Source organism: Streptomyces sp. LE64, from assembly GCF_052606915.1.
Window position 1 is genome coordinate 5,117,501 of sequence record NZ_CP199708.1, and the last position, 16,990, is coordinate 5,134,490.

A 16,990-nucleotide genomic window follows, 5' to 3' on the forward strand; every position below is an offset into this window, starting at 1 on the left:
GGCGCACGGTGGATGCCTTGGCACCAGGAACCGATGAAGGACGTGGGAGGCCACGATAGTCCCCGGGGAGTCGTCAACCAGGCTTTGATCCGGGGGTTTCCGAATGGGGAAACCCGGCAGTCGTCATGGGCTGTCACCCTTGCCTGAACACATAGGGCATGTGGAGGGAACGCGGGGAAGTGAAACATCTCAGTACCCGCAGGAAGAGAAAACAACCGTGATTCCGGGAGTAGTGGCGAGCGAAACTGGATGAGGCTAAACCTTAGGCGTGTGAGACCCGGCAGGGGTTGCGTCTGGGGGGTTGTGGGAGTGTGCTTGATCAGTCTGCCGGCTGGTCGGTGAGTCAGAAATCGTTGATGTAGGCGAAGGGCATGCGAAAGGCCCGGCGTAGAGGGTAAGACCCCCGTAGTCGAAACGTCAGCGACTTGCTTGTGCATTTCCCAAGTAGCACGGGGCCCGAGAAATCCCGTGTGAATCTGGCGGGACCACCCGCTAAGCCTAAATATTCCCTGGTGACCGATAGCGGATAGTACCGTGAGGGAATGGTGAAAAGTACCCCGGGAGGGGAGTGAAATAGTACCTGAAACCGTGTGCCTACAAGCCGTGGGAGCGTCGCACAAGGAAGCTTGCTTTTTTGTGTCGTGACTGCGTGCCTTTTGAAGAATGAGCCTGCGAGTTTGCGGTGTGTTGCGAGGTTAACCCGTGTGGGGAAGCCGTAGCGAAAGCGAGTCCGAATAGGGCGTTTGAGTAGCATGCCCAAGACCCGAAGCGGAGTGATCTAGCCATGGGCAGGTTGAAGCGGCTGTAAGAGGTCGTGGAGGACCGAACCCACCAGGGTTGAAAACCTGGGGGATGACCTGTGGTTAGGGGTGAAAGGCCAATCAAACTCCGTGATAGCTGGTTCTCCCCGAAATGCATTTAGGTGCAGCGTCGTGTGTTTCTTGCCGGAGGTAGAGCACTGGATAGGCGATGGGCCCTACCGGGTTACTGACCTTAGCCAAACTCCGAATGCCGGTAAGTGAGAGCGCGGCAGTGAGACTGTGGGGGATAAGCTCCATGGTCGAGAGGGAAACAGCCCAGAGCATCGACTAAGGCCCCTAAGCGTACGCTAAGTGGGAAAGGATGTGGAGTCGCAGAGACAACCAGGAGGTTGGCTTAGAAGCAGCCACCCTTGAAAGAGTGCGTAATAGCTCACTGGTCTAGTGATTCCGCGCCGACAATGTAGCGGGGCTCAAGCGTACCGCCGAAGTCGTGTCATTGCAGTATGTACTCCTAACGGGGACTGTGATGGGTAGGGGAGCGTCGTGTGCCGGGTGAAGCTGCACTGGAAGGTAGTGGTGGACGGTTCACGAGTGAGAATGCAGGCATGAGTAGCGATACACACGTGGGAAACGTGTGCGCCGATTGACTAAGGGTTCCTGGGTCAAGCTGATCTGCCCAGGGTAAGTCGGGACCTAAGGCGAGGCCGACAGGCGTAGTCGATGGATAACCGGTTGATATTCCGGTACCCGCTGTAGAGCGTCAAACATTGAATCAGGCGATGCTAAGCCCGTGAAGCCGTTCCGGACCCTTCGGGGAATGGAAAGTGGTGGAGCCGGTGACCCGGACTTGTAGTAGGTGAGTGATGGGGTGACGCAGGAAGGTAGTCCATCCCGGGCGGTGGTTGTCCCGGGGTAAGGGTGTAGGACGTCAGGTAGGTAAATCCGCCTGGCAATAGTCTGAGACCTGATGCCGAGCCGATTGTGGTGAAGTGGATGATCCTATGCTGTCGAGAAAAGCCTCTAGCGAGTTTTATGGCGGCCCGTACCCTAAACCGACTCAGGTGGTCAGGTAGAGAATACCGAGGCGTTCGGGTGAACTATGGTTAAGGAACTCGGCAAAATGCCCCCGTAACTTCGGGAGAAGGGGGGCCATTCCTGGTGATGACATTTACTGTTTGAGCTGGGGGTGGCCGCAGAGACCAGCGAGAAGCGACTGTTTACTAAAAACACAGGTCCGTGCGAAGCCGTAAGGCGATGTATACGGACTGACGCCTGCCCGGTGCTGGAACGTTAAGGGGACCGGTTAGCTGCATTTCGGTGTGGCGAAGCTGAGAACTTAAGCGCCAGTAAACGGCGGTGGTAACTATAACCATCCTAAGGTAGCGAAATTCCTTGTCGGGTAAGTTCCGACCTGCACGAATGGCGTAACGACTTCTCGACTGTCTCAACCATAGGCCCGGTGAAATTGCACTACGAGTAAAGATGCTCGTTTCGCGCAGCAGGACGGAAAGACCCCGGGACCTTTACTACAGTTTGATATTGGTGTTCGGTTCGGCTTGTGTAGGATAGGTGGGAGACTGTGAAGCGGCCACGCCAGTGGTTGTGGAGTCGTTGTTGAAATACCACTCTGGTCGTGCTGGATGTCTAACCTGGGTCCGTGATCCGGATCAGGGACAGTGTCTGATGGGTAGTTTAACTGGGGCGGTTGCCTCCTAAAGAGTAACGGAGGCGCCCAAAGGTTCCCTCAGCCTGGTTGGTAATCAGGTGTTGAGTGTAAGTGCACAAGGGAGCTTGACTGTGAGACCGACGGGTCGAGCAGGGACGAAAGTCGGGACTAGTGATCCGGCGGTGGCTTGTGGAAGCGCCGTCGCTCAACGGATAAAAGGTACCCCGGGGATAACAGGCTGATCTTCCCCAAGAGTCCATATCGACGGGATGGTTTGGCACCTCGATGTCGGCTCGTCGCATCCTGGGGCTGGAGTCGGTCCCAAGGGTTGGGCTGTTCGCCCATTAAAGCGGTACGCGAGCTGGGTTTAGAACGTCGTGAGACAGTTCGGTCCCTATCCGCTGCGCGCGTAGGAGTCTTGAGAAGGGCTGTCCCTAGTACGAGAGGACCGGGACGGACGAACCTCTGGTGTGCCAGTTGTTCTGCCAAGGGCATGGCTGGTTGGCTACGTTCGGGAGGGATAACCGCTGAAAGCATCTAAGCGGGAAGCCTGCTTCGAGATGAGGGCTCCCACCCACTTGATGGGGTAAGGCTCCCAGTAGACGACTGGGTTGATAGGCCAGATATGGAAGCCGGGTGACCGGTGGAGTTGACTGGTACTAATAGGCCGAGGGCTTGTCCTCAGTTGCTCGCGTCCACTGTGTTGGTTCTGAAACCACGAACTTCCAACACGTATCCCCCTTTGGGTGGGGTGTGTGTCTGGTGTGTGTTTCGTAGTGTTTCGGTGGTTATAGCGTGAGGGAAACGCCCGGTTACATTCCGAACCCGGAAGCTAAGCCTTTCAGCGCCGATGGTACTGCAGGGGGGACCCTGTGGGAGAGTAGGACGCCGCCGAACTAAATTTCATAAGGAGTGGTTCACCGATCCCACGATCGGTGAACCACTCCTTTTTTGTTTTACGCCGCCTCCGCGTCGTGCGCTGTTCACGTCCTGCCGAGAGCATCGTGCCCATGGGCACAGACGCAGAGCTGCGGGCAGCAGGGATCGGCCCGGGAGACGAGGTCGTCGTATCGGCTTTCGGCGACGTGGACACCGTTCGCTCGATCACCGAAGCGGGCGCGGTCCCCGTGTTCGCGGACATCGACCCGATGACGTACGGCCTCGCCCGCGATGCCGTCGCCGCCGCGCTGGGGCCGCGGACCGCTGCCGTCCTCACCACCCCCCGGTTCGGGCGCCCCGTGGAACGCGAACCGCTCGTCGAACTCGGCCGGCGGCACGGGTTGTTGGTCCTGGAAGCAGAAGAAGGCCAACCGCCCGACACCCGGGACGAGGTGGCCCTCCGACGAGCCAGGGCAGCCTACTTCGACGTCCGGTTGCGAGGTGTGCGCGTGCCGGAAGGGAGCGCCGGGCACACCTATCGGCAGTACGTGGTCCGCGTGCCCGGCAACGGCAGACCAGATCGGGACGCCTTCGCTCGCGAACTCCGGGCCGAGCACATCGATTGCCGGATACCGGTGCGGACCCCCCTTCACCGGCTGCCGCAGTACTGGCGCAACACCTCGCTTCCGGAAACCGAACGGGCTGCGGACGAGACCCTCGCGCTCCCCGTTGCGAGCCCGTTCACCCGACGCCAGGCGCGGCACCTCGTCTCCCGGTGCAATGCACTCGGCGGCGGCGTGGTGCGGTCCGATCCGGGCACCTGGTGGGCCGCCGCCTTCTGAACGCACCGGGGGCGGCGGGTGGTGCGGAGCACCCGCGTCTTCGGGGTATGATCTATTCCGTTGGAAGCGCGGGGCACCGCGAAGACAACAGGCCCCTATAGCTCAGTCGGCAGAGCGTCTCCATGGTAAGGAGAAGGTCAACGGTTCGATTCCGTTTGGGGGCTCAGCCAAAAAGAAGAGGTCCTGACCACATGGTCAGGACCTCTCTTCTCGTTCCGGGATCAGACGGTGAGCCCGGGCACCCGCATCGCGAGGATCGCCATGTCGTCGGAGGGCGTCGAGCTGGCGAAGCGCTCAACCGCGCGCATCACCCGGGCGGCGACCGCCCCCGCCGTGAGCCCGGTGGAAGAGGCCAGGACCTCCGTGAGGCCCTCGTCACCCAGCATGCGTGAGCCCTCGCGGCGTTCCGTGATCCCGTCCGTGACGCACAGCAGCACATCACCCGGATCCAGGGTGACCGTCTCCTCGAAGAGCTCCAGTTCCTCCATCACACCCAGCAGCGGCTGGGATTCGGCGGCGGCCGTCACCGTGCCGTCCGGACGGAGCCGCAACGGCAGGGGATGCCCGGCGCACACCACCTTGAGCAGGGCGCTGCCGTCCGACTGCGGCCACAGCTCCCCGTACAGCAGGGTGAGGAACCGGCTGCGGGCGCCCTCGTCGAGGATCGCGGTGTTGAGACGCTCCAGGACCGCGGGCCCGCCGAAGCCCTCGCGGGCCAGCAGGCGCAGGGCGTGCCGGGCCAGGCCGGTCACCGCGGCGGCCTCCGGGCCGGTGCCGCAGACGTCGCCGATGGCGAAGCCGTAGGCGCCGTCCCGGATCGGGAACAGGTCGTAGAAGTCACCGCCGACCTCGTTGCCCTCGCCCGCCGCGCGGTAGATCACCTCCACCTCCACACCGGGGATCTCCGGGGTCTGCGGAGGCAGCAGACTGCGCTGGAGGGACTGGCTGATCGCCGTGCGCTCCGAGTAGAGGCGGGCGTTGTCGAGGGCGAGCGCGGCCCGCCGGGACAGGTCCTCGGCGAGCTCCAGGACCTCCTGGCGGAAGTGGTCCCCCGCGGGACGTCCCAGGGTGAGCATGCCGATGACGCGGTTGCGGGCCACCAGCGGCAGCACCACGCTCTCGCCGCCGACCGCCTGACCGTCCGCGGACGGCGCGCCCGGGCGGTCCAGGTCCTGGGCCGCGTCCCGGGCGGCGAGGCCCGGAGCGTGCCACACCCGGGCGCCGGGGGCGAGGACGGGCTCGGGTGCGGCGATGCCGGCGAGGAGTTCCTTGAGCGCGTCGATGCGGTCCTCGTCCTCGTGGAGGACGAACGACAGTTGGGGGTCCGACGACTGGTCGGCGATCGTATAGACGGCACACCAGGTGGCCAGCGTGGGGACCGTCATCTGGGCCATCAGGGCCAGTGTCTGGTCCCGGTCGAGGGTGCCGGCCAACAGGTCGGACGCCTCGACGAGGAAGCTCAGGGAGCCGCGCCGCAGGCGTTCGAGTTCGCCGAGCCGGGCGGACTCCACGGCGAGGGCGATCCGGTCGGCGGCGAACTGGAGGCGGAGGGCCTCCTCGTTGGAGTAGCGGTCCGGTGACTCGGCCGCCACGCCGAGCGAGCCGGTCAGCCGGCCCTCGACCTTCAGCGGGACGGTGACGACCGACCGCATGCCGGTGCCGCTCAACAGCGGCACGGCCCCCGGGACGACCGACAGGTCCTCGTGGACCGCGGGCATGCGCGCCGAGCCGTACCGACCGGGGCCCGCCTCGACGGGCACCCGGGCGAAGCGCTGGCGCGCGGACGGCAGCCCCGTGGAGGCGCGGACCTCCAGTTCCGTCTCGTCGTCGGTGGCGAGCAGCAGGAACGCGGCGTCGGCGTCCAGCATGTCCCGGGCGCGCTCCACGGTGCGCTGGAGCAGGCCGTCGAGGTCGTCGGGCGCCGGCGTGCCGATGAACACCTCGAACGGGTCGGCGGCACCCGGCTCGCTGGTGGCCGTGGTGTCCGGGGCGGCGGAGCGCAGCGGGGTCTGGATCACGGCCCGCTCGTGGTCGTGGACCAGCAGGCAGACCGTGAACGGTTCGCCCTCGCTGTCCCGGACCCGCAGGTGCGAGGCGTAGACGGGGACCACCCGGCCGGTGGCGCTGCGGATTCCGTAGCTGCCCTCCCAGCGTGAGAGCTGGAGGGCCTCGGTGACGCCGGTGCCGGTGCCGGGCGTGTGCGGCCAGGCGGCCAGGTCGGTGAGGGGCTTTCCGATCACCTGTTCGGTGGCGTAGCCGAAGAGGGCGGTGGCGTCCTCGTTCCAGGCGTGGACGGTTCCCGTGCCGTCGATCTGGAGCACGGCGACCCTGATCCGTCCGTCCGAGGCGGGGAGCAGGCCGGTGGGCAGGCTCGGGCCGGCGGAGCGGGTGCCGACGGGTCGGTCGGGCAGCTCCAGGTGGAACCAGACGTGCTTGTGGGTGGGGGTGTACTCGACGCCCCAACGGTGGGCGAGGGCGGCGCACAGTTGCAGACCGCGGCCGCCCTCCCGGTCGGGGCTGCGCAGTGCGGCGTGCGACTGCTGGAGCGGGATCTCCCGCTCCGGGTAGCGGTCGGCGACCTCGACGCGCACGCTGTCGCCGGAGCGCAGGCACTGCACCTCCGCGGCGGTGCCCGCGTGGATGACCGCGTTGGTGACGAGTTCGCTGGTGAGGACGACGGCGTCGTCGACGAGGTCGGTCAGGCCCCAGCCCTGGAGCGTGTCCCGGACGAAGGATCGGGCCGTGGCCACGGACCGGCTCGCGGGGGGAAAGGTGGCTGCCGCGCGCGCGGTGATCACAGAACTCCTCGTTCGGTTTTCGTCGTGCCGTGCTCCCCGGTCGCCGGCCTGTCGCGGCCGGGGATCCCGGGGGTGTCCCCCGGGCAAGTGCAGTCCGGTGGTCATGCTGGGGCCGCCTCCGATGCCCGCTCGTACTCCTGCCACCGTCCTGGCCGGGCGGGCCTGGTGGGTGGACAGCCGCATGCCAGGTTACTTACCTTCGCGGTCCATGCGGATGCCGCCCGAGGGAGTTTCCGCCCCCAAGGGGTGCGGAGGTTGTGCGAAGCTGCCGAACTGTTATGGCCTGGTTCAGCCGGGGTGAAACACTGGGCAGGCTTGATGAGGACGGTCCAATGCACGAGGTCGACCCCTGCGGGAGGGACACGGTGGAGTCTGGCGCGTCGGCGCGTGGCACGAGCACGCGCGCGAAAGGCGGAGCGCCCGTGAGGAAGGCGCGTTCGGCGCACCGGGGGACGACCGCCGTGCGCACGGCGGAGCTGAACCGTCTGCTGGCGGCCCTGGAGGCGATGCGGGACGGGAACTTCCGCAAGCGCCTCCCGGTCACCGGGGACGACGTCCTCGCCGAGATCGCGGCCGTCTTCAACGAGGTCGCGGACCGGAATCTCCACCTCACGGGTGAACTGGCTCGGGTGCGCCGGGTGGTCGGACGTGAGGGAAAGATCACAGAACGGCTCGACCAGGGGCAGTGCGAGGGGTCCTGGGCCGCGGCGGTGGAGGCGTCCAACGCCCTCGTCGACGATCTGGTGCGGCCGGTGTCCGAGGTGGGTCGGGTGCTGTCGGCGGTGGCCGAGGGCGACCTGGAACAGCGCATGGAGCTGCGTCCGCACGGCGGGAACGGCACCGCGCCGCAGTTGCGGGGCGAGTTCCTGAAGGTCGGGCGCACGGTCAACAACCTGGTCGACCAGTTGTCGACCTTCACCGACGAGGTCACCCGGGTGGCCAGCGAGGTCGGCACCGAGGGCAAGCTGGGCGGCCAGGCACGGGTGCGGGGGATGTCGGGGTCGTGGAAGGACCTCACGGACTCGGTCAACACCATGGCGGACCGCTTGACGGCGCAGGTGCGGGACATCGCGCTGGTGACCACGGCGGTGGCCCGGGGCGATCTGTCGCGCAAGGTGACCGTCCACGTCGACGGCGAGATGCTGGAGCTGAAGAACACCGTCAACACGATGGTGGACCAGTTGTCCTCGTTCTCCTCGGAGGTGACCCGGGTCGCCCGTGAGGTGGGCACCGAGGGCGAGTTGGGCGGTCAGGCCCGGGTGCCCGGGGTGGCGGGCGTGTGGAAGGACCTCACCGACTCGGTGAACCTGATGGCCGGCAACCTGACGGCGCAGGTCCGTGGCATCGCCCAGGTGACGACGGCGGTGGCCAACGGCGACCTCTCGCAGAAGGTCACCGTCAGCGCGCGGGGCGAGATCGCCCAACTCGCCGAGACCATCAACCAGATGACCGAGACGCTGCGGACGTTCGCGGACGAGGTCACCCGGGTGGCGAACGAGGTCGGCGGCCAGGGGCGGCTCGGCGGTCAGGCGCAGGTGCCGGGCGCGGCGGGCACCTGGAAGGACCTCACCGACTCCGTCAACACCGTGTTCCGCAACCTGACGACGCAGGTCCGGGACATCGCGGCGGTGACGACGGCGGTGGCCAACGGCGACCTGTCGCAGAAGGTCACCGTCGACGTGGCCGGCGAGATGCTGGAGTTGAAGAACACCGTCAACACGATGGTGGACCAGCTCTCCGGGTTCGGTGCCGAGGTGACGCGGGTCGCGCGGGAGGTCGGCGTCGAGGGCGAACTCGGCGGTCAGGCGCACGTCCAGGGCGCGGCGGGCACCTGGAAGGACCTCACGGACTCCGTGAACACGGCGTTCCGCAACCTCACCGGGCAGGTGCGCAACATCGCCCAGGTGACGACGGCGGTGGCCAACGGCGACCTGTCGCAGAAGGTCACCGTCGACGTGTCGGGCGAGATGCTCCAGCTGAAGAACACCGTGAACACCATGGTGGACCAGTTGTCGAGCTTCGCCGACCAGGTGACGCGGATGGCCCGGGACGTCGGCACCGAGGGCCGGCTCGGCGGTCAGGCCCGGGTCGACGGGGTGAGCGGCACCTGGAAGGAGCTGACGGACTCCGTCAACTTCATGGCGGGGAACCTGACCTCGCAGGTGCGGCAGATCGCGCAGGTGACCACGGCGGTGGCGCGGGGCGACCTGTCGCAGAAGATCGACGTGGACGCGCGCGGCGAGATCCTCGAACTCAAGAACACCATCAACACGATGGTGGACCAGCTCTCCGCGTTCGCCGACCAGGTGACCCGGGTGTCCCGGGACGTGGGGACCGAGGGCCGGCTCGGCGGCCAGGCGCAGGTGCCGGGGGTGGCGGGCGTCTGGCGCGACCTCACCGACTCGGTGAACGGCATGGCGGGGAACCTGACCTCGCAGGTGCGGCAGATCGCGCAGGTCGCCACGGCGGTGGCGCGGGGCGACCTGTCGCAGAAGATCGACGTGGACGCGCGCGGCGAGATCCTCGAACTCAAGAACACGCTGAACACGATGGTGGACCAGCTGTCGAACTTCGCGGAGCAGGTCACCATGGTGGCGCGCGAGGTGGGCACGGAGGGCATCCTCGGCGGTCAGGCCGAGGTGCAGGGGGTCTCCGGCACCTGGAAGGACCTGACCCAGTCCGTCAACTTCATGGCGAACAACCTCACCATCCAGGTGCGCAGCATCGCCGAGGTGACGACCGCGGTGGCGCGGGGCGACCTCTCCAAGAAGATCACCGTCGACGCCCGGGGCGAGATCCTCGAACTGGTGACGACGGTGAACACGATGGTGGACCAGCTCTCGAACTTCGCCGAGCAGGTCACCCGGGTGGCCCGCGAGGTCGGCACCGAGGGCAACCTCGGGGGCCAGGCCCGGGTGCCCGGCGCCACCGGCATCTGGAAGGACCTGAGCGACAACGTCAACCTGATGGCGAACAACCTGACCAGCCAGGTGCGCAACATCTCCCAGGTGTCCGCCGCGGTCGCCAACGGCGACCTGACGAAGAAGGTGACCGTGGAGGCCCGCGGCGAGGTCGCCCAGCTCGCCGACACCGTCAACACCATGGTGACCACCCTGTCCTCGTTCGCGGACGAGGTCACCCGGGTGGCCCGTGAGGTGGGCACGGACGGCATCCTGGGCGGGCAGGCGCGCGTTCCCGGGGTCTCCGGGACCTGGAAGGACCTCACCGAGTCGGTGAACTCGATGGCGTCCAACCTGACGGGCCAGGTCCGCAACATCGCCATGGTGACCACGGCCATCGCCAAGGGCGACCTGACCAAGAAGATCGACATCGACGCCCGCGGGGAGATCCTCGAACTCAAGACGACCATCAACACCATGGTCGACCAGTTGTCCTCGTTCGCCGAGGAGGTGACCCGGGTCGCCCGAGAGGTGGGCACCGAGGGGCAGCTCGGTGGTCAGGCACGGGTCCGGGACGTCGACGGCACCTGGCGCGACCTGACGGAATCGGTGAACGAGATGGGCGGGAACCTGACCCGCCAGGTGCGGGCCATCGCCGCGGTGGCCACCGCGGTGACCCGGGGCGACCTCAGCCTGAAGATCGACGTGGACGCGGCCGGGGAGATCCAGGAGCTCCAGGACAACATCAACACGATGATCGCGAACCTGCGGGACACGACCATCGCCAACAAGGAGCAGGACTGGCTGAAGGGCAACCTCGCGCGGATCTCCGGTCTGATGCAGGGCCGCCGGGACCTGGAGGACGTGGCCAGACTGATCATGACCGAGCTGACGCCGGTGGTGTCCGCGCAGCACGGTGCGTTCTTCATCGCGGTGCCGGACGACGGCCATGACGTCGTCACCACCCAGACGGACGCCGAGGACGGCTACGAGCTGCGGATGCTGGGCTCGTACGGGTACTCCATGGGCACCATGCCCACCTCCTTCCGGCCCGGTGAGACGCTGATCGGGACGGCGGCCAAGGAGAAGCGGACGATCCTGATGGGGAACGTGCCGACCGGCTACCTGAAGATCTCCTCCGGGTTGGGCGAGGCGCCGCCCGCGCACGTCATCGTGTTGCCGGTGCTGTTCGAGGGGGCCGTGCTGGGCGTGATCGAGCTGGCGTCGTTCCAGCCCTTCACGCACATCCAGAAGGACTTCCTCAACCAGATCGCCGAGATGATCGCGACCAGCGTCAACACGATCAGCGTCAACACCAAGACGGAGGTCCTCCTCAAGCAGTCGCAGGAGCTCACCGAGCAGTTGCGGGAGCGCTCGGAGGAGTTGGAGAACCGGCAGGCGGCGCTCCAGGAGTCCAACGCGGAGCTGGAGGAGAAGGCCGAGCTGCTCGCCCAGCAGAACCGTGACATCGAGGTGAAGAACACCGAGATCGAGGAGGCCCGGCAGGTCCTGGAGGAGCGTGCCGAGCAGCTCGCGGTGTCGATGCGCTACAAGTCCGAGTTCCTGGCGAACATGTCCCACGAGCTGCGGACGCCGCTCAACTCGCTGTTGATCCTGGCGAAGCTGCTCGCGGACAACGCCGACGCGAACCTGACGCCGAAGCAGGTCGAGTTCGCCGTGACGATCCACGGCGCCGGCTCCGACCTGCTCCAGCTGATCAACGACATCCTCGACCTGTCCAAGGTCGAGGCGGGCAAGATGGACGTGTCCCCGACCCGGATCGCCCTGGTCCAGCTCGTGGACTACGTGGAGGCCACCTTCCGGCCGCTCACCGCGGAGAAGGGGCTGGACTTCTCGGTGCGGGTGTCGCCCGAACTGCCCGCCACGCTGCACACCGACGAGCAACGGCTGCTCCAGGTGCTGCGCAACCTGCTCTCCAACGCGGTGAAGTTCACCGACACGGGGGCGGTCGAACTGGTGATCCGCACCGCCGGGGCGGACGTGCCCGTCACCATCCGCGAACAGCTCCTGGAGACCGGTGCCCTCTCGGCCCCGGACGCCGAGCTGATCGCGTTCTCGGTCAGCGACACGGGCATCGGGATCGCCGCCAGCAAGATGCGGGTCATCTTCGAGGCGTTCAAGCAGGCAGACGGGACCACCAGCCGTAAGTACGGCGGCACCGGGCTGGGCCTCTCCATCAGCCGCGAGATCGCCCGGCTCCTCGGCGGTGAGATCCACGCGGCGAGCGAACCCGGCCGCGGTTCGACGTTCACGCTGTACCTGCCGCTGCACCCGACCGGGGCGCCAGGCCAGGGCCTGACACCGGTGCCCTCGGTGCTGGAACCGGGCGTCGACCCCGAACTCGGGCCGGCGGCGCTGGAGACCCCGCCGGAGGTGCGTTCCTACCAGGACGCCCAGCGCGGCCCGGCCGCCAACTTCCGGCGCCGGCGCCGCTCCACGGCGGCGCTGCCCGCCGCGGAACCGGCACGGCCGGTGGAGGAGTCCGCCCTCGGCGAGCCGGAACGCGAGGCCCTCGTCGCCGTGCCGGAGACGGACGGGGACGGGCAGCAGGAGCCGCCGCGGAACTTCGGGTTCGACGGGGAGAAGGTGCTCATCGTCGACGACGACATCCGCAACGTCTTCGCCCTGACCAGCGTCCTGGAACAGCACGGGCTGTCGGTTCTGTACGCCGAGAACGGCCGGGAGGGCATCGAGGTGCTGGAACAGCACGACGACGTGCGGCTGGTGCTGATGGACATCATGATGCCGGAGATGGACGGGTACGCCACGACCACCGCGATCCGGCGGATGCCGCAGTTCTCCGGGCTGCCGATCGTCGCGCTCACGGCCAAGGCGATGAAGGGCGACCGGGAGAAGGCGATCGAGTCGGGCGCCTCCGCCTACGTGACGAAGCCGGTGGACTCGGACCAACTGCTGACGGTGATGGAACAGTGGATGCGGGGCGAGTGAACGGGTGCGGGTGCGTTCGCGGTGAACGGCCGCGCCCTCCGCGGGGACTGACGGGCCGTGGCCGATCCCGTGTAGAAGTGCGGGATTCGGGGAACCTTCTGGTCCCCCGCGGAGTTTCTGCTACGTGCACAGTGACATCGCGGTGACAGGGTGTGGCGACAGGCGGGGTGCGGCTACCATGACCGGCACAAGAACGGACGGCACAACAGAGTCGTCCCCTGGGGCGGCGCCCGGTGCACTGCCGGGGCGAGGAGGACGGGCCATGGTCCAGAAGGCCAAGATCCTCCTGGTCGATGACCGGCCGGAGAATCTGCTCGCGCTGGAGGCCATTCTCTCCGCGCTCGATCAGACGCTGGTGCGGGCATCGTCCGGGGAGGAGGCGTTGAAGGCGCTGCTCACGGACGACTTCGCGGTCATCCTGTTGGACGTGCAGATGCCGGGGATGGACGGTTTCGAGACCGCCGCGCACATCAAGCGGCGGGAGCGGACCCGGGACATCCCCATCATCTTCCTGACCGCGATCAACCACGGGCCGCACCACACCTTCCGCGGTTACGCGGCGGGCGCGGTGGACTACATCTCCAAGCCGTTCGACCCGTGGGTGCTCCGTGCGAAGGTCTCGGTCTTCGTGGAGCTGTACATGAAGAACTGCCAGCTGCGGGAGCAGGCCGCGCTGCTGCGCCTCCAGCTCGAAGGAGGCGGTCAGGGCGGTGCCGGCGGCAAGGAGGCCGCGGGACTGCTGGCCGAACTCTCCGCGCGGCTCGCCGCGGTGGAGGAGCAGGCCGAAGCCCTCTCCAAGCAGCTCGACGACGACGCGGGCGACGCCGCCGCGGTGGCCACGGCCGCCCATCTCGAACGCAAGCTCACCGGCTTGCGGAGGGCGCTCGACGCCCTGGAGCCCGGGACGGGCGCCGGGGCTCCCTCGGTGCCTTCGCCGAGCTGACGATCCGACACGGCCCCGGCCCCGCCCTCCGCTCCGCGGACGGGACGGAGCCGGGGCTCCGTGACGTCAGGGACTGTGCGGCCCCGTGGAGTTGTGGGGGCCGCCCCGGGGCGGCCAGCGCGGGACGGCTGATGCCTCCTGTGCGTTTGTGGGGGGTGGGGCTTCGGCTTCGTGTGGGGCGGAAGAGGGCGCAGTAGGTGCTGCTTCCCCCGTCGTCAAAGCGCCTCCCCGACAGTGGCGACACGAACGGGTGAAACAGCGCGGCGCGTGTTCCCGGTGCCCGGCACCGGTAACCTCACACCCATGGCCTCACGTCAGCCCGCAGCCAAGAAGTCGCCCGCCAAGAAGGCGGCAGCACCGGCGAAGGCCCCGGCGAGGAAGGCCGCGGCCCGCAAGCCGCCGCCCAAGAAGGCCCCGGCGAAGAAGGCACCGGTCAGGAAGACGACCGCCCGGAAACCGGCGGCCAAACCGGCTCCGCGTCCGGCACCGAGCCCCACCGGCGGCCTCTACCGGCTGGTGCGGGCCTGCTGGCTCGGCATCGCGCACGCGGTGGGGGCGGTGTTCCGTGGGATAGGGCGCGGTGCCAAGGGCCTGGACCCGGCCCACCGCAAAGACGGGCTCGCCCTGCTGCTCCTCGGCATCGCGCTGATCGTCGCCGCCGGCACCTGGTCGAACCTGCGCGGCCCGGTCGGTGACCTCGTCGAGATGCTGGTCACCGGGGCGTTCGGCCGCCTCGACCTGTTGGTGCCGATCCTGCTGGTCGTGGTCGCCGCGCGGTTCATCCGTCACCCGGACCAGCAGGACGCCAACGGACGGATCGTCATCGGCCTCTCGGCGCTCGTCGTCGGGGTGCTCGGCCAGGTGCACGTGGCCTGCGGGTCGCCCGCCCGGACCGAAGGCATGCAGGCGATAAGGGACGCCGGCGGACTCATCGGCTGGGGTGCCGCCACTCCGCTGACGTACACCATGAGCGAGGTGCTGGCGGTCCCGCTGCTGGTGCTGCTCACCGTCTTCGGCCTGCTGGTGGTCACCGCCACCCCCGTCAACGCCATCCCCCAGCGACTGCGGCAGTTGGGCGCCCGCCTCGGCCTGGTCGAACCGGTCGACGCCCCGGTCGGAGACCCGGAGGACGACGAGCGGTACGAGGAGCAGTGGCGCGAGGCGCTGCCCGCCCGCTCCCGCCGGCGTTCCCCGGCCGCGGGGGAGTACGACCCCGAGCAGGCGGAGGACGACGCCCTCTCCCGGCGTCGCCGGCCCCGCGGACGGTCCGGCCCACCCGACTGGGACCGGCCCCTGGACCCGGTGGACGTGGCCGCCGCCGCTGCCGCGGCCCTCGACGGCGCGGTGCTGAACGGCATGCCGCCCTCCCCCCTCGTCGCCGACCTCACCCAGGGCGTCGGCGTGGACCGCGACCCCGAGCCGACCCCGTCGGTGCCGCCGGCCCGGGGCGCGGGCGCCCCCCCGGCCGGGAGCACGCGGAAGGCCGCGGACCGGGAGTCCGCGCCGACCGGAGCCCTGGTTCCCGACCTCACCAAGGCCGCCCCCGAGGTGCACCGGGAACTCCCCCCGCGCGCCGAGCAGCTCCAACTGCGCGGGGACGTCACCTACGCCCTGCCCTCGCTCGACCTGCTGGAGCGCGGCGGCCCGGGCAAGGCGCGCAGCGCCGCCAACGACGCGGTGGTGGCCTCGCTCACCAACGTCTTCACGGAGTTCAAGGTCGACGCCGCGGTCACCGGCTTCACCCGCGGTCCCACGGTCACCCGCTACGAGGTCGAGCTCGGCCCGGCGGTCAAGGTGGAGCGGATCACCGCGTTGACCAAGAACATCGCCTACGCCGTCGCCAGCCCCGACGTACGGATCATCAGCCCCATCCCCGGCAAGTCCGCGGTGGGCATCGAGATCCCCAACACCGACCGCGAGATGGTCAACCTGGGCGACGTGCTGCGGCTCGCGGACGCCGCCGAGGACGACCACCCGATGCTGGTGGCGCTCGGCAAGGACGTCGAGGGCGGCTACGTGATGGCCAACATGGCCAAGATGCCGCACATCCTGGTGGCCGGCGCCACCGGCTCCGGCAAGTCCTCCTGCATCAACTGCCTGATCACCTCGGTCATGATGCGGGCCACCCCCGAGGACGTCCGGATGGTCCTGGTCGACCCCAAGCGCGTCGAGCTGACCGCGTACGAGGGCATCCCCCACCTGATCACGCCCATCATCACCAACCCCAAGCGCGCCGCGGAGGCCCTCCAGTGGGTGGTGCGGGAGATGGACCTGCGCTACGACGACCTGGCCGCCTTCGGGTTCCGCCACATCGACGACTTCAATGACGCGATAAGGAAGGGCAAGGTCACGGCGCCCGCGGGCAGCGAACGCGAACTCCAGCCGTACCCGTACCTCCTGGTGATCGTGGACGAGTTGGCCGACCTGATGATGGTGGCGCCCCGGGACGTCGAGGACGCCATCGTCCGCATCACGCAGCTCGCCCGCGCGGCCGGCATCCACCTGGTCCTGGCGACCCAGCGGCCGTCCGTGGACGTCGTCACCGGACTCATCAAGGCGAACGTGCCCTCCCGACTGGCGTTCGCGACCTCCTCGCTGGCCGACAGCCGCGTCATCCTGGACCAGCCGGGCGCCGAGAAGCTGATCGGCAAGGGCGACGGCCTGTTCCTGCCGATGGGTGCCAACAAGCCGACCCGGATGCAGGGCGCCTTCGTCACCGAGGACGAGGTGGCCCTGGTGGTCCAGCACTGCAAGGACCAGATGGCGCCCGTCTTCCGCGAGGACGTGGTGGTCGGCGGCAAGCAGAAGAAGGAGATCGACGAGGACATCGGCGACGACCTCGACCTGCTGTGCCAAGCCGCCGAGCTGGTCGTCTCCACCCAGTTCGGTTCCACCTCGATGCTCCAGCGCAAGTTGCGCGTCGGCTTCGCGAAGGCGGGGCGGCTGATGGACCTGATGGAGTCGCGGAACATCGTCGGCCCCAGCGAGGGGTCCAAGGCACGTGACGTTCTCGTGAAGGCCGACGAGCTCGACGGTGTCCTCGCGGTCATCAGGGGGGAGACTGGCGGCTGAGGCCCGTCACCGGGTTCCCCCGTCCGGCGGGGGTGCCCGGCCGTCGCGACGACGGTCGGGTCTCACCCGATCGGGAGAGCAGGGCAACCGTTTCCCCACGACGTTCGTCAAGTTGGGGGGAGAGGGACAGCACGCTGTCGCCCCGTCCGGGTGGGCGGC

Annotated in this window: 5 protein-coding genes, 1 tRNA gene and 2 rRNA genes (1 of these 8 only partly in view); 7 read left to right on the top strand and 1 reads right to left on the bottom strand. The window is 67.9% G+C overall.

Going from position 1 to position 16,990, the window contains the following annotated elements; translation table 11 throughout:
• From ACSMX9_RS23205 to ACSMX9_RS23220, 4 genes are all read left to right on the top strand, one after another.
• Positions 1-3,110 (top strand): 23S ribosomal RNA (locus ACSMX9_RS23205); it begins 15 nt to the left of the window's first position.
• Between the two features lie 97 nt (positions 3,111-3,207).
• Positions 3,208-3,324 (top strand): 5S ribosomal RNA (gene rrf / locus ACSMX9_RS23210).
• 113 nt (positions 3,325-3,437) lie between these two features.
• Entirely contained in the window at positions 3,438-4,148 is a 711-nt protein-coding gene (locus ACSMX9_RS23215) for a DegT/DnrJ/EryC1/StrS family aminotransferase (protein WP_445396631.1), read from the top strand.
• A gap of 91 nt (positions 4,149-4,239) precedes the next feature.
• Positions 4,240-4,312: transfer RNA gene (locus ACSMX9_RS23220), tRNA-Thr, on the top strand.
• Positions 4,313-4,369: 57 nt separating this feature from the next.
• Here the strand turns inward: ACSMX9_RS23220 and ACSMX9_RS23225 are convergent.
• Positions 4,370-7,051, bottom strand: a complete 2,682-nt coding sequence (locus ACSMX9_RS23225; protein WP_445403069.1) for a SpoIIE family protein phosphatase — start codon at positions 7,049-7,051, stop codon at positions 4,370-4,372.
• 260 nt (positions 7,052-7,311) lie between these two features.
• Between ACSMX9_RS23225 and ACSMX9_RS23230 the strand changes: the two genes are divergently transcribed.
• From ACSMX9_RS23230 to ACSMX9_RS23240, 3 genes are all read left to right on the top strand, one after another.
• Complete coding sequence (locus tag ACSMX9_RS23230) at positions 7,312-12,816, top strand: HAMP domain-containing protein (RefSeq protein ID WP_445396633.1); 5,505 nt, start codon at positions 7,312-7,314, stop codon at positions 12,814-12,816.
• Between the two features lie 262 nt (positions 12,817-13,078).
• Positions 13,079-13,759, top strand: a complete 681-nt coding sequence (locus ACSMX9_RS23235) for a response regulator (protein ID WP_366114689.1) — start codon at positions 13,079-13,081, stop codon at positions 13,757-13,759.
• 303 nt (positions 13,760-14,062) lie between these two features.
• Positions 14,063-16,831 carry a DNA translocase FtsK gene (locus tag ACSMX9_RS23240; RefSeq protein ID WP_445396635.1) on the top strand — a complete coding sequence of 923 codons (2,769 nt, stop codon included), beginning with the start codon at positions 14,063-14,065 and terminating at the stop codon, positions 16,829-16,831.
• Positions 16,832-16,990 lie beyond the last annotated feature (159 nt).